Annotated in this window: 14 protein-coding genes; 10 read left to right on the forward strand and 4 right to left on the reverse strand. The window is 67.0% G+C overall.

The genetic code is table 11. The features are described 5' to 3' along the window. Positions 1-72: 72 nt before the first annotated feature. Positions 73-2,232, forward strand: coding sequence for an ergothioneine biosynthesis protein EgtB (gene egtB / locus IFJ75_RS06585; protein ID WP_207931808.1), 2,160 nt, complete (start codon positions 73-75; stop codon positions 2,230-2,232). 95 nt (positions 2,233-2,327) lie between these two features. Here the strand turns inward: egtB and IFJ75_RS06590 are convergent, their stop codons facing one another. Both IFJ75_RS06590 and IFJ75_RS06595 read right to left on the reverse strand, forming a co-directional pair. After that, positions 2,328-2,555 carry a con-10 family general stress protein gene (locus IFJ75_RS06590; RefSeq protein WP_207931809.1) on the reverse strand — a complete coding sequence of 76 codons (228 nt, stop codon included), beginning with the start codon at positions 2,553-2,555 and terminating at the stop codon, positions 2,328-2,330. A gap of 95 nt (positions 2,556-2,650) precedes the next feature. Beyond that, positions 2,651-2,809 carry a hypothetical protein gene (locus IFJ75_RS06595; protein WP_207931810.1) on the reverse strand — a complete coding sequence of 53 codons (159 nt, stop codon included), beginning with the start codon at positions 2,807-2,809 and terminating at the stop codon, positions 2,651-2,653. A 110-nt stretch (positions 2,810-2,919) separates the two neighbouring features. Here IFJ75_RS06595 and IFJ75_RS06600 point away from each other — a divergent pair, with 110 nt between their 5' ends. Further along, positions 2,920-3,216, forward strand: coding sequence for a hypothetical protein (locus tag IFJ75_RS06600; protein ID WP_207931811.1), 297 nt, complete (start codon positions 2,920-2,922; stop codon positions 3,214-3,216). Positions 3,217-3,365: 149 nt separating this feature from the next. Here the strand turns inward: IFJ75_RS06600 and IFJ75_RS06605 are convergent, their stop codons facing one another. Then, positions 3,366-4,079, reverse strand: a complete 714-nt coding sequence (locus IFJ75_RS06605) for an MBL fold metallo-hydrolase (RefSeq protein WP_318781083.1) — start codon at positions 4,077-4,079, stop codon at positions 3,366-3,368. A gap of 75 nt (positions 4,080-4,154) precedes the next feature. On the opposite strand from IFJ75_RS06605, the gene IFJ75_RS06610 reads away from it, so the two are divergent. The 7 genes from IFJ75_RS06610 to IFJ75_RS06640 all read left to right on the forward strand — a co-directional run bounded on the left by IFJ75_RS06610 (position 4,155) and on the right by IFJ75_RS06640 (position 10,813). Continuing rightward, positions 4,155-5,096 carry a polysaccharide deacetylase family protein gene (locus IFJ75_RS06610; protein WP_207931813.1) on the forward strand — a complete coding sequence of 314 codons (942 nt, stop codon included), beginning with the start codon at positions 4,155-4,157 and terminating at the stop codon, positions 5,094-5,096. A gap of 147 nt (positions 5,097-5,243) precedes the next feature. After that, a complete protein-coding gene (gene tig, locus IFJ75_RS06615; RefSeq protein WP_207931814.1) occupies positions 5,244-6,587 on the forward strand; it encodes a trigger factor in 1,344 nt (447 codons plus the stop codon). Between the two features lie 123 nt (positions 6,588-6,710). Further along, positions 6,711-7,661, forward strand: coding sequence for a hypothetical protein (locus IFJ75_RS06620; RefSeq protein WP_207931815.1), 951 nt, complete (start codon positions 6,711-6,713; stop codon positions 7,659-7,661). A gap of 91 nt (positions 7,662-7,752) precedes the next feature. Then, positions 7,753-8,694 (forward strand): hypothetical protein, encoded by a 942-nt coding sequence (locus tag IFJ75_RS06625; protein ID WP_207931816.1) that lies wholly within the window; start codon positions 7,753-7,755, stop codon positions 8,692-8,694. Between the two features lie 12 nt (positions 8,695-8,706). Then, complete coding sequence (locus IFJ75_RS06630) at positions 8,707-9,654, forward strand: hypothetical protein (protein WP_207931817.1); 948 nt, start codon at positions 8,707-8,709, stop codon at positions 9,652-9,654. Positions 9,655-9,773: 119 nt separating this feature from the next. Beyond that, on the forward strand, positions 9,774-10,415 hold the full coding sequence (locus IFJ75_RS06635; protein WP_207931818.1) for an ATP-dependent Clp protease proteolytic subunit: 642 nt from the start codon (positions 9,774-9,776) through the stop codon (positions 10,413-10,415). 77 nt (positions 10,416-10,492) lie between these two features. After that, a complete protein-coding gene (locus IFJ75_RS06640; RefSeq protein WP_207931819.1) occupies positions 10,493-10,813 on the forward strand; it encodes a hypothetical protein in 321 nt (106 codons plus the stop codon). A 6-nt stretch (positions 10,814-10,819) separates the two neighbouring features. On the opposite strand, the gene IFJ75_RS06645 is transcribed toward IFJ75_RS06640, so the two are convergent. Next, positions 10,820-11,458 carry an HAD-IB family hydrolase gene (locus IFJ75_RS06645; RefSeq protein ID WP_225897026.1) on the reverse strand — a complete coding sequence of 213 codons (639 nt, stop codon included), beginning with the start codon at positions 11,456-11,458 and terminating at the stop codon, positions 10,820-10,822. Positions 11,459-11,668: 210 nt separating this feature from the next. Between IFJ75_RS06645 and clpX the strand changes: the two genes are divergently transcribed. Continuing rightward, on the forward strand, positions 11,669-12,934 hold the full coding sequence (gene clpX / locus IFJ75_RS06650) for an ATP-dependent Clp protease ATP-binding subunit ClpX (protein WP_207931821.1): 1,266 nt from the start codon (positions 11,669-11,671) through the stop codon (positions 12,932-12,934). Positions 12,935-13,046: the final 112 nt, after the last annotated feature.

Raw genomic sequence — 13,046 nt, forward strand, 5'->3', positions numbered from 1 at the left:
CAAACGGCGGCGATGACATTTTCAGGGCCGGGTGGGGAACCGCCGTGGGCAACCCGGGCGGAGGCTGTCGCTATGAATGATCTCTCGCGTATTCCCTCGTCCGCCTCGGACGACATCGACCTGTACCGCACGGTCCGGGCCCGGATGCCCGAGCTGGCGAACGGCCTCTCTCCCGAGGATCTGGCCGCCCAGCCCATGGCTGACGCCAGCCCCGGCAAATGGCATCTGGCCCACACCAGCTGGTTCTTCGAAGAGATGATCCTGGCCGCCGAGCCGGGCTATCGCCCCGTCGATCCGCGCTTCCGCCAGATGTTCAACTCCTACTACGAAACCCTCGGTCAGCGCGTCGCCCGTCCCGAGCGCGGCCTCATGACCCGGCCTTCGGTCGACGAGGTCCTGGCCTATCGGCGCGAGATCGACCGGCGAATGGTCGACCGGCTGTCTCGCGGCCTGACCTCGGGCGCCGAACGCTATCTGTTCGCCCTGGGCCTCCATCACGACCAGCAGCATCAGGAGCTGTTCCTGATGGACCTGCTCTATCTGATGTCGCGCTCGCCTCTGGACCCGGCCGCCTATGCCGTGGAGCCGCGTGAGGCTCCGGTTCAGCCTGCCGTCGGTGGCGTCACCCGTTTCGAGGGCGGTCTGGTCACGATCGGCCATGACGGCGACGGCTTCGCCTTCGACAACGAGGGTCCGGCGCATCGGACCTTCCTCCAGCCGTTTGCCCTGGCCAACGACCTCGTGACCAACGGCGACTGGATCCGCTTCATTCAGGACGGCGGCTATTCACGGCCCGAGCTCTGGCTGTCCGACGGCTGGGCGACGGTGAAGGCCAAGGAGTGGACCGCGCCCCTCTATTGGCACGCTGAAGGGGAGGGCGGCTGGCGCGTGTTCGGCCTGTCGGGCCTCGCCCCTGTCGATCCGGCCGCGCCCGTGCGCCACATCAGCGCCTATGAGGCCGACGCCTATGCCCGCTGGGCCGGCAAGCGGCTGCCGACCGAGGCCGAGTGGGAGCACGCGGCCGTAACCAACCCCGCCGCCTTCACGAACCTGTTCGGTGAGGTCTGGCAGCACACGTCCAGCAGCTATTCCGCCTATCCCGGGTTCAAACCGACCGACGGCACGGCGTCCGAGTACAACGGCAAGTTCATGGCCAACCAGATGGTGCTGCGCGGCGCCTGTTTCGCCACGCCGCCGGGCCATGCGCGCGCGACCTACCGCAACTTCTTCTATCCGCATCAAAGGTGGGCATTCATGGGGCTCAGGCTCGCCGAAGACATCACGCCCGACCGCGCCACGGCCGATACCGACGAGGCGGCCGAGTTCCGCGCCGAACTGATCGCGGGCCTGTCGAAGCCCCAGAAGGCCGTCTCGCCCAAATGGTTCTACGACGCCGAGGGCTCGCGCCTGTTCGAGGACATCACCCGCCTGCCGGAATACTATCCGACGCGGCAGGAGGCGGCCCTGCTCAAGGCCCTCGCCCCGCGTCTGACCCAGGACTTCGGCGACAACGCCGTCCTGGTCGAGTTCGGCTCAGGCGCCAGCGAGAAGACGCGCATCCTGCTGGACGCGGCGCCCAGTCTGTCGACCTACATCCCGATCGACATCAGCCCCGACGCCCTGAACGAGGCGGCCGAGCGGATCACGGCGGCCTATCCCTCCGTCGAGGTCGTTCCGGTGGTCGGGGACTTCCTGAACCTGCCGCCGCTGCCGGAGCTGGGGCGCGGGCGCCGCATCGGCTTCTTCCCGGGTTCGACCATCGGCAATCTGGACCGCGACGCCGCCATCGACTTCCTGAAGACGGCCCGCGCCCGGCTGGACGACGGCTCCCTGTTCATCCTCGGCGTCGATCTGGTCAAGGCGCCCGAGCTGCTGGTCGCGGCCTATGACGACGCTCAAGGCGTGACGGCCGCGTTCAACAAGAACCTGCTGGTCCGCGCCAATGCCGAACTGGGCGCCGACTTCGACCTGGACGCCTTCGAGCATATGGCGGTCTGGAACGCAGCCGAGTCGCGCATGGAAATGCACCTGCGTTCTACCCGCGATCAGAGCGTCCGCATCGGTGACGCGACCATCCGCTTCGCCAAGGGCGAGACCATCCACACCGAAAGCTCGCGCAAATACACCCGCGCCTCGGTGATCAAGATGGCCGAGGCGGCCGGCTGGACCGTCACCCTGTTCGAGACCAGCCCCGAGCCCTCGGTCGCCCTGGCCCTGCTGAGCGCGAGCTGAAAGCTGGCCAGCGCGCGAGGGGCTGAACCGCATAAGAAAAAGGCGACGAAACCGTTCGGGTCTCGCCGCCTGATCCTTGCGCTCTCCGGGGAGGCTTACTCCGCCTGGGTCTCGACGTCGTCGGGACGCCGCGAACCGTGCGAGGCCTCGCCGCCCTTGCGGCCGGCCTGTGCGGCCAGACCGCGGTCCTGGGAGAAGCTTCTCTTCTCCGACGGGACGCTGGCCCCGCCCTTGCGGGCGATTTCGCGCTGACGTTCCGGGTCCATCGAGGCGAAGCCCCGCTTGGAGACACCCGAGGGGCGGTTGGTCTGACCTTCGGCCATTCGGCTGTTCCTTCCTGAGTAGTGTGGTGCTTGCGATGAAGAACCCCGGGGGTCGGTCAAGGTTCCGAGCGGCCGTCATTCAGTCGCAAGAACAATCAACTTGCATTCTGGTCAAAGGTTCGGGAATCGGGTTCATCCCCAATGCCGGGATCAATCTGCGGCAACTCATCGGGCGCGCCGCCGGGATCGATATCGGGGGTTTCGGCGGGTTCGTCGGGGAATTCAGGCGGGGCGCCCGGATCGATATGGGTCATGTCGGTTCTCCTGTTGAAAGGAGAACGTTCAAACCTCCGCGATGTTCAGAAACCGGGGAACCCCAGCCCGAGGGCGGCGGTTCTTTGGCCGAACCCCTGGGAGCTTTCCAATGACCGATATCTCTTCGCCGACCGCCGACGACATCCTCTCCGACGACCTGCGCGAGGAAGGCCCCGCCCAGCGTCTGGGCAAGAAGGCCGACACCCTGATCGCAGACGTAGAGGGCCGCGCCTTCGCCCGCTCGGAAGGCATCCGCAAGGCCGTCCGTTCCGACCTGCATCAAGGCCGCCTCTGGGCTCGCGACCATGCCGAACAGACCCGCGAGGTCATTCGCGACCACCCGATGAAGACCGCCCTCTACGCCATCGGGGCGGGCGTGGTTCTGGGCCTGCTGCTGCGGCGATAACTCCACTACCGCTCATCCCGGCGAATGCCGGGATCCAGATCCAGACGCTGCGGGCGCCGCAAGGTCGCTGACAGTGCGAACCTCAAACACCTCATTTGCATCTGGATCCCGGCATTCGCCGGGATGCGCGGTGAGAGAGTGAGCCGTCCTTACGACGGCCCGGTCGGCTCTCTGAACAGTCTCGGTCCCAGCAATGCACGGTCCGAGACGAACGGATTCGTCTGCCGCTCCTGACCGAAGGTCGAGTGCGGGCCGTGGCCCGGCACGAAGGTGACGCCGTCGCCCAGCGGCCAGAGCTTCTGCGTGATCGATCGGATCAGCGCCTCGGGGTCGCTCTTCGGAAAATCGGTCCGGCCGACCGAGCCCTGGAACAGGACGTCGCCGACCTGGGCGAAGCCGATGGCGCGGTTGAAGAAGACCACATGGCCCGGCGTATGGCCCGGGCAGTGCACCACCTCCCAGGTCGTCTCGCCGAGCGTCAGCACGTCGCCGTCGTTCAGCCAGCGGTTCGGGGTGAAGGTCCGCGCCTCGGGCAGACCGTACATCTGACCCTGCCTCGGAATGCCCTCGATCCAGAACAGGTCCTCGATCTGCGGACCGATGATCTGGACGCCCGACTTCTCCTGCATCTCGGCCGCGCCGCCGGCATGGTCGAGGTGGCCGTGGGTGATCCAGATCTGGTCCAGCGTCAGGCCGCGCCGCGCGATCTCGCCCAGGATGGCGTCGGCCGACCCGCCGGGATCGATCACGGCGGCCTTCATCGTCTTTGTGCACCAGACGGTCGTGCAGTTCTGCTGCAGCGGCGTGACCGGGGTGATGAAGACGCCCACAGGGGCTTGGTTAGGGGAGGGGCTCTGGCTCATTCCCGACAGATAGCGATCCCGGCTCGCAGGCGAAAGCCGTCGCGCCGACCGGAACACGCCTGCTAGGAAGGCGGCATGCTCGATCGCCGTCGCCTCCTGTCCGGCCTCGCCGCCGTCTCCGCCCTGACCGCGACGGGAAGGGCCCGCGCGGTTGCCAGTGAAGCGGGGCGCGGCCCGCGTCTCGCCATCACCATCGACGACTTCAACATAACGGACGGCGCCCTGATGGACGGGGCGGCCCGTCATCGCGCCGTGCTGGACGCGCTGGACGCCGCCGGGATCAAGGCCGCCGGTCTGGTTGCGGGCAAATACGTCGACAACCCCACCGGCGCCGCCCGCCTGGCCGCATGGGCCGAGGCCGGACACCTGATCGGCAACCACACATACGCCCACGCCTACTACGGCGGTTCAAACCCTGGCGACCTCGGCGCCGACATCGACCGCTGCGCGCCCGTGATCGCGCCCTATGCGACGGCCCGGCCCCTGTTCCGCTTCCCCTATCTGGCCGAGGGGCGGACGGCGGAGACCCGCGACCGGATGCGCTCCGTCCTCGCCGACCGGGGTCTGCGCAACGCCCACGTCACCATCGACGCCTCGGACTGGTACGTCGACCAGCGCCTGCGCGAGCGGCTGGACAAGGACCCGGGCGCCGACGTCAGCCCCTACGGCGACTTCCTCGTGCGCCATCTGCTGGACCGGGCCGCCTTCTACGACGCTCTGGCCCGCGACGTGCTGGGCCGCAGCCCGCCGCACACCCTGCTGATCCATCACACCCTCGCGACAGCCCTGTTCCTGCCGAAGGTGCTGAAGGGCTTCCGCGACGCGGGCTGGACCCTGATCGATGCGGAAGCCGCCTTCGCCGACACGGTCTTCCAGTCGAAGCCCGACATCGCCCCCGCCGCCAACAGCCTGATCTGGCAACTGGCGAAGGCGGACGGCCGATTCGAGGCCCGGTTGCGGTCCCCCGGCGAGGACGGCCCCTATGAGGAACCCGCCATGGACGGGCTCGGCCTCTAGATCGCCACGTTCGCGTTGACCTTTGGGGCCTGTCTCGACATAAGGGCGGGCTTCGAAGCCGCCCCGAAACGAGGCGGCTCTTCTGCTTTATCCATTCCGCGTATGGCCACGTCGGCCGGTTGCGCCCCAGAACGTCAGATACCGACCATGCAAGTCGTCGAAAAATCCACCGAAGGTCTCAGCCGCGTCATCGCCGTGACCATCCCCGCCGCCGAGCTGAACGCCAAGCTGGACGCCAAGCTGAAGGAAGTCGCGCCGCAGATGAAGCTCAAGGGCTTCCGTCCCGGCAAGGTGCCCGCCGCCCACGTCAAGAAGACCTTCGGCCGTGAGTTCATGGGCGAAATCATCAACGCCGAGCTGAACGAGACGAGCCAGAAGGCCCTCGACGAAGCCAAGGTGCGCCCCGCCGCCCCGGCCGAGATGAAGCTGATCTCCGACATGGACAAGGTGATCCTGGGCCAGGAAGACCTGGCCTATGAGATGGAGCTGGAAGTCATGCCCGACTTCACGCCCGTCGATCCCAAGACCCTGAAGCTGACCCGCCCGACCTATGAAGCGACCGACGCCGACCTCGACGAAGCCCTCACCGAACTGGCCGGCCAGGCCAAGTCCTATGAGGACAAGAAGGGCAAGACCGTGAAGGCCGCCGACGGCGACCAACTGACCATCGACTTCCTGGGCAAGCTGGACGGCGAACCCTTCGACGGCGGCAAGGCCGAGGACGCGGACCTGGTGATCGGCTCGGGCCGCTTCATCCCCGGCTTCGAGGAACAGCTGGTCGGCGCCAAGGTCGGTGAAGAGAAGACCATCGAAGTGACCTTCCCGGCCGACTACCAGGCCGCCAACCTGGCCGGCAAGCTGGCCACCTTCGACATCAAGGTGAAGGCCATCAAGTCGGAAGTCGCCGGCGTGGTCGACGACGCCTTCGCCGAGCGCATCGGTCTGGAATCGCTGGACAAGCTCAAGGAGCTGCTGCGCGGCAACCTGAACCAGCAGTACGCCGGCGCCGCCCGCTTCAAGCAGAAGCGCGCCCTGCTGGACCAACTGGACAGCGCCCACAGCTTCGACCTGCCGCCCAAGATGGTCGACGCCGAGTTCGACGGCATCTGGCAACAGGTCCAGGCCGACAAGGCCAAGGGCGACCTGCCGGAGGAAGACGCCGCCAAGTCCGACGAGGACCTGAAGGCCGAATACCGCAAGATCGCCGAGCGCCGCGTGCGCCTGGGTCTGGTCCTCGCTGAAATCGGCCGCGCCAACAACGTCGGCGTCTCCGATCAGGAACTGAACAACGCCATCATGGCCGAGGCCCGCAACTACCCGGGTCAGGAGCGTATGGTCCTGGACTTCTACCGCCAGAACCCCAACGCCGCCGCCCAAATGCGCGCCCCGATCTATGAGGAGAAGGTCGTCGACCTGATCTTCGGCCAGGCCGAAACCACGGACACGCCGATCACCAAGGAAGAGCTGCTCAAGGAAGAAGACGAGGGCTGAAGCCGTCTTCGGGGCCTCGGTTCCACCCTGACTGACCTTTGAAGGGCCGGTCCGTTCGCGGGCCGGCCCTTTTTCGGCCCTACGTCGGGCCAATCCTCCCTATCCCTGTTTTGCGAGACGCAGATGCCTCTGATCGCCGCCCTGCTGAGCGCCACCGCCCTTATGGGCCAGACGGCTCCCGCCCAGACCGCGCCCCAAACCGCCCCGCAGGATCCGGCCGCGACCGCGGTGCAGGATGTCGAGGTCACGGCCCAGCGCCAGACGGCCTATGAGGCGGCGCGCAGCTTCGTCGACGAGATCGTCGAGACCCCGCCCGGCCGGGGCCTGGCCCGCTGGGATGGCCGGGTCTGCGTCGGCGTCGTCAATCTGCGCGGCGCGGTGGCCCAGGCCCTGGTCGATCAGGTCTCGCGCCGCATGCTGGACATCGGCATGGACATCGGCGAGCCGGGCTGTAAGCCGAACATCATGATCATCGCCACGGTCGACGGCGCCGCCACGGCCCGCGCCTTGGTCCAGGCCCGGCCGCGCAACTTCAACCCCGGCTTCTCGGGCACCCGCCAGACGATCGCCGACCTCGAGCGGTTCCAGGCCAACGACAACCCGATCCGCGCCTGGCGCCTGACCGTGCCCGTCGACGCCGACACCGGGGCCCCGACGGTCCGTCTGCCCGGCGAGGATTTCAAATACCGCGCCATCCGCCAGCCCTCGCGCCTGCGCACCATGGACCGCAATGTCTTCGCCCGGACCTTCGTCATCGTCGATGTGGCCCAGACCGGCGGCTATGACGTCGGGGCCCTTGGCGATTATATCGCCATGGTGTCCCTGGCCCAGATCGACGGCGACGCCGAGGTCTCGGGCTATGACACCATCCTGAACCTGTTCACCGATCCGTCGGGCGCGCGCCAGATGACCGACTGGGACCTGGGTTACCTCCGCTCCCTCTACGCCGCCGAGCTGAACGAGCTGCATACGTCGCAGCAGGAGGGGAATGTCGCCGAGCGGATGACCCACCAGCCCAGGTCTGAACCGGCGCCCCAGCCCGAGCCCGCCCCTCGACCGGCTCCCCAGAGCTAGGCTTTCCGCGCGCGTCCATTTGGCGATTGTCGCTGGCGCCGTTCAGCCCTAGCGTGCGTTCCGCAAACCGCAGGTCGGTCAGGAGGACGCGATGGTGGGTGGTCTTTCGGCGTGGGCGATGCTCGGCCTCGCGGCCCTGACCCTGCAGACGGCTCCGGTTCCGCAGAGCCGTCAGACGCCAACCGAGCCGCCGGCGTCCCCCGTCGATGACGTCGAGGTCGTCGCCGGAGCCCTGCCGGAAGCCGTGCGCGCCTTCGTCGACGAGGTCGCGGCTCCCGTGAACCAGCGCGGCATCGCCCGCTGGAACAGCATCAAGGTCTGTATCGGGGCGGTGAACATGCGCCGTGAGGCGGCCCAGACCCTGATCGACCATGTCTCCACCGTCGCCTTCGACTACGGCATCGAGACGGGCGAGCCGGGCTGCAAGCCCAATGTTCTCGTGATCGGCGCCGCCGACGGGGCCGTCATGGCCGACGGCCTGGCTGCCGCCCGCCCCCGCGCCTTCCGTATCGGCGCCAGCCGCATCGATCAGGGACCCGCAGCCTTCGAGCGGTTCCGCACCTCCGACGCCCCGGTGCGATGGTGGCAGATCAGCATGCCCACCGATTCCTGGACCGGAAACCCGGTCGTCCGCATGCCGGGCCAGCGGCCGCCCCGGATCGAGATCTTCGCCAAGTCCCAGATGCGCGGCCGCATCCGCGACGATCTGAAGCGCGTCATCGTCATCGTCGACTTCAACAGTGCGAACGGCATGACCTTCGACCAGCTGGGCGACTATATCGCCATGGTCGCCTTCGCCCAGATCGACCCCGAGGCCGACACCTCCGAGTTTCAAACCGTGCTCAACCTGTTCGACCGCCCGGCGGCGGAGCGGGCAGGGGCGGGCGGCCTGACCGACTGGGACCGGGCCTATCTCTCGACCCTCTACGACTACCGCAACGAGCGCATCCTGCCGTTCCGCCAGGCCGAGCTGATGACCACGGCCCTGCGTCCCGACGCCGACCAGCCGAACGCCGACCCGTCCGAGCCCTGAGGAGAGCGATCGATGTTCGCCGCCGCACAGATCGTCGCTGTCGGCCTCGCCGCCCTGGCCCTCACGTCAGGCGACAAGAGCCAGACCCCGCAGCAGACGCCGCCACCGGCGCAAAGCCCTGAGCCGACCACCGCCGTCGACGACATCGATGTTGTCGGGTCGCGCGACAGCCGGCTGGAACAGCTCTCCACCCGTTTCGTCGACGAGGTCGCCGCCCCAGCGCCCGGTCGCGGCCTGGCCCGCTGGATGGCGCCGGTCTGCGTCGGGGTGGTCAATTTCCGCGGCGAGGCGGCGCGGATGATCGCCGACCGGGTGGCCTCGACCGCAGCGGATCTGGGCGTGCCGATCAAGGAGGGCGACTGCGCCCCCAACATCTTCATCGTCGGGACGGCGGACGGCCCGGGCCTGGCCCAGCGTATGGTCGCCGACATCCGGGCCGATTTCGCCTTCAACGCCTCCGGCGTCCGGGCCTCGAACGCCGCCCTGAGCGATTTCGAGACCTCCGACGACCCGGTCCGCTGGTGGCATGTCTCCATGCCCATGACCGTCAACATCGTGGAGGGCACCGCCGGGCCCGCCGTGCGCTTCCCCGGGCGGTCGGCGCCCTTTGTCGTGGTCATGTCGCGCAGCCAGAACACCGCCCGGCGCCGCGACGACCTTTTCCGGGTCACGGTCGTGGTCGATGTGAACAGGCTGGAGGGCGTCTCGATCGACCAGTTGTGCGACTATCTGGTCATGGTCGCCTTCGCCCAGGTCGATCCCCGCGCCGACACCGCCCCCTATGACACCATCCTGAACCTGTTCGACGCGCCCGGCTCGGTCGCGGGCCTGACCGAATGGGACCGGTCTTACCTCGCCGCCCTCTATTCGGCGTCACCGGACGAGCGGCTCAACGGCGGAACCCAGGCGGCGGCCCTCGTCACCCGCGTCCGGGAAGGCCCGACGGACAGCCCGGACTGACGATTCCCGCCCATTCGCTCGCCCGGCCGCACCTTGCGTCAAGGCTTCGGCAACGCGATATGCTGTTCAATGAGGCAGCGAACTCCCGAGTCGCGCCCACAAGCATCCGAGAAGGCCATATGCGCGATCCGATCGACTACATCTCCAACAACCTCGTGCCCATGGTCGTGGAGCAATCCAGCCGCGGCGAGCGGTCCTTCGACATCTTCTCCCGCCTGCTGCGCGAGCGGATCATCTTCCTGACGGGTCCGTTCGAGGACACGATGGCGTCGCTGATCTGCGCCCAGCTGCTGTTCCTGGAATCGGAAAACCCGAAGAAGGAAATCTCCATGTACATCAACAGCCCCGGCGGTCAGGTGACCTCGGCGCTCGCGATCTACGACACCATGCAGTACATCAAGTCGCCGGTCTCGACCGTGGTCATGGGCATGGCCGCCTCGGCCGGCTCCCTGATCCTGACGGCCGGCGAGGCGGGCCAGCGCATCGCCCTGCCGAACGCCCGCATCATGGTCCACCAGCCCTCGGGCGGTTTCCGTGGTCAGGCCTCGGACATCGAGCTGCACGCCGCCGACATCCGCTACACCAAGCGCCGCCTGAACGAGATCTACGTCCAGCACACCGGCCGCACCTATGAAGAGGTCGAATCCACCCTCGACCGCGACCACTTCATGGACGCCGAGGCCGCCAAGGCCTGGGGCATCGTCGACCACGTCTACGACAAGCGCACCGAAGCCGAAGCCGACGGCATCAAGACCGTTTGAGGCCTTTGTCTCGATAAAGATGAGGGAAGGGCGCGCCACGACGGCGCGCCCTTTTCATTTTGTGCTATCAGCCGCCCATGCAGCACACACGCGATCAGAAGGGGACCGTCGAGGTCGACGGCGAACTCTACGACTGGGAGCTGCGCCGTCAGCCCCGGCGCACCACCGGCAACAACTGGGAAGGCATCGCCGTCAGCCTCTGGATGCAGGGCTACAAGCGCGAGGCCATCATCCAATTCCCCATGCCGATGCGCGCCAACGGCCATCCGGACCTCGAGAAACAGAAGGTCAACGTTGACTACGTCAAGAACGCCGTCGCCGCCGCCATCGAGGCCGGCTGGGAGCCCACCTCGCGCGGCAAGGCCGTCGAGTTCGACGTCGACGCCCAAGGACGCTGAGAGGGCCTAAGGCCGCCCCTTGAACACCCGAAAGCCCTTCTCGTCGGCGATCTGAAGCATCTCCGTATCGCCCGAGGTGTCGCCATAGGCCGCGGCCAGCCTGACGTCGGCCCCATAGGCCGCCTGCAACCGCCGCACCTTCTCGGGGCCCCGGCAGTTCGGCCCCGCGAAGGCGCCCGACACCCGATCCTCGGCGTCGAAGAACAGGGGCGTGCCCAACAGGTTCTCCGCGCCCAGCCGTTTCGCGAAGGGCGCGACCGTGGTCACGGGCGAGGCGGTGACGATCACCCGGTGCGCTCCTTTGTCGCCCCAGGCCTTCCAGCAGTCCAGCGCGTCGGGCCGCATGAACTGGTCCCAGACAGCCTCGGCGAACCGTTCTGCCTCGGATTCCAGCGTCTGGCGGTCCATTCCGCCGAGGAATTCGCGCACCGAGGCCGCCTTGATCCGACCCCGGTCGCGATCGCGCGCATAGTGGGCCACCGCCGGCGCCATCTTCACCAGCCCCAGGGCCCAGCCGCCCGGTCCGGCCCGCCAGCGCAGGAATTCGGTGAAACTGTCGCGGATCGTCAGGGTGCCGTCGAAATCGAAGGCCACGACCGGCTGACCCGCTTCAACCCTCTGGCGAACCGCGTGTGCGCTCCCCATGTCACTCATCCGCCGTGATCCCCATCGATACAGACCAATCCACGTCCATCACGAACTGCTCACCTTGAGCGGGGTTGTGAGTGGCGTTTGGATGGGTGATTGTCATTTTTTGAATATCTTCGCGTCCATAGTGATGGAATCAACGCGAAGGAAGCGCGAGAGTCCCATCCTCACCTGAGGGGAAAGACGCCGCGAGAGTGAGAAGGGTCCATGACCAAAGCCGCCGGAACTGACGCCAAGAGCACGCTGTATTGCTCCTTCTGCGGCAAGAGCCAGCATGAAGTGCGCAAGCTCATCGCCGGCCCGACCGTGTTCATCTGCGATGAATGCGTCGAGCTGTGCATGGATATCATCCGCGAAGAGCACAAGATCGGCTTCGTGAAGTCCAAGGACGGCGTGCCGACGCCGAAGGAAATCCGCGAAGTCCTCGACGACTACGTCATCGGTCAGGGCCACGCCAAGAAGGTCCTCTCGGTCGCGGTGCACAACCACTACAAGCGCCTGAATCACGCGACGAAGAACAACGACGTCGAGCTGGCCAAGTCGAACATCATGCTGATCGGGCCGACCGGCTCCGGCAAGACGCTGCTGGCCCAGACCCTGGCGCGCATCATCGACGTGCCCTTCACCATGGCCGACGCCACCACCCTGACCGAAGCCGGTTATGTGGGTGAAGACGTCGAGAACATCATCCTGAAGCTGCTCCAGGCCTCGGACTACAACGTCGAACGCGCCCAGCGCGGCATCGTCTACATCGATGAGATCGACAAGATTTCCCGGAAGTCGGACAACCCCTCGATCACCCGCGACGTCTCGGGCGAGGGCGTACAGCAGGCCCTGCTGAAGATCATGGAAGGCACCGTCGCCTCCGTGCCCCCGCAGGGCGGCCGCAAGCATCCCCAGCAGGAATTCCTGCAGGTCGACACCGCCAACATCCTCTTCATCGTGGGCGGCGCCTTCGCCGGCCTGGAGAAAGTGATCTCGGCGCGCGGCGCGGGCGCCTCGATCGGCTTCGGCGCCAAGGTCAAGGAAATCGACGAGCGCCGCACCGGCGACATCCTCAAGGGCGTCGAGCCTGACGACCTGATGCGCTTCGGCCTGATCCCGGAGTTCATCGGCCGTCTGCCCGTTCTGGCGACGCTGGAAGATCTGGACGAAGCGGCTCTGGTCACCATCCTGACCGAGCCCAAGAACGCCCTGATCAAACAGTACAAGCGCCTGTTCGAGATGGAGAACGTCAACCTGACCTTCACCGACGACGCGCTCAACGCCGTCGCCAAGAAGGCCATCACCCGCAAGACCGGCGCGCGCGGCCTGCGTTCGATCCTGGAAGGCATCCTGCTCGAGACCATGTTCGAGCTGCCGACCTTCGAGGGCGTCGAGGAAGTGGTCGTCAACGCCGAGGTCATCGACGGCAAGGCCCAGCCTCTGCTGATCTACGCCGAGAAGAAGAAGGCGGCCGACGGCGCGGCCTAAGCCGGCCGTCCAGCCAATCGATCAGGGGGCGCCTCCTTCCGGGAGCGCCCCTTTTTCATGAGCGACATCAAGCCCTATTGCCAAGCTGGCTGTCTTCTGTTGAGAGGCGTTC

The sequence above is a fragment of the Brevundimonas goettingensis genome, from assembly GCF_017487405.1.
In the GTDB taxonomy this organism is placed as follows: Bacteria; Pseudomonadota; Alphaproteobacteria; order Caulobacterales; family Caulobacteraceae; genus Brevundimonas; species Brevundimonas goettingensis.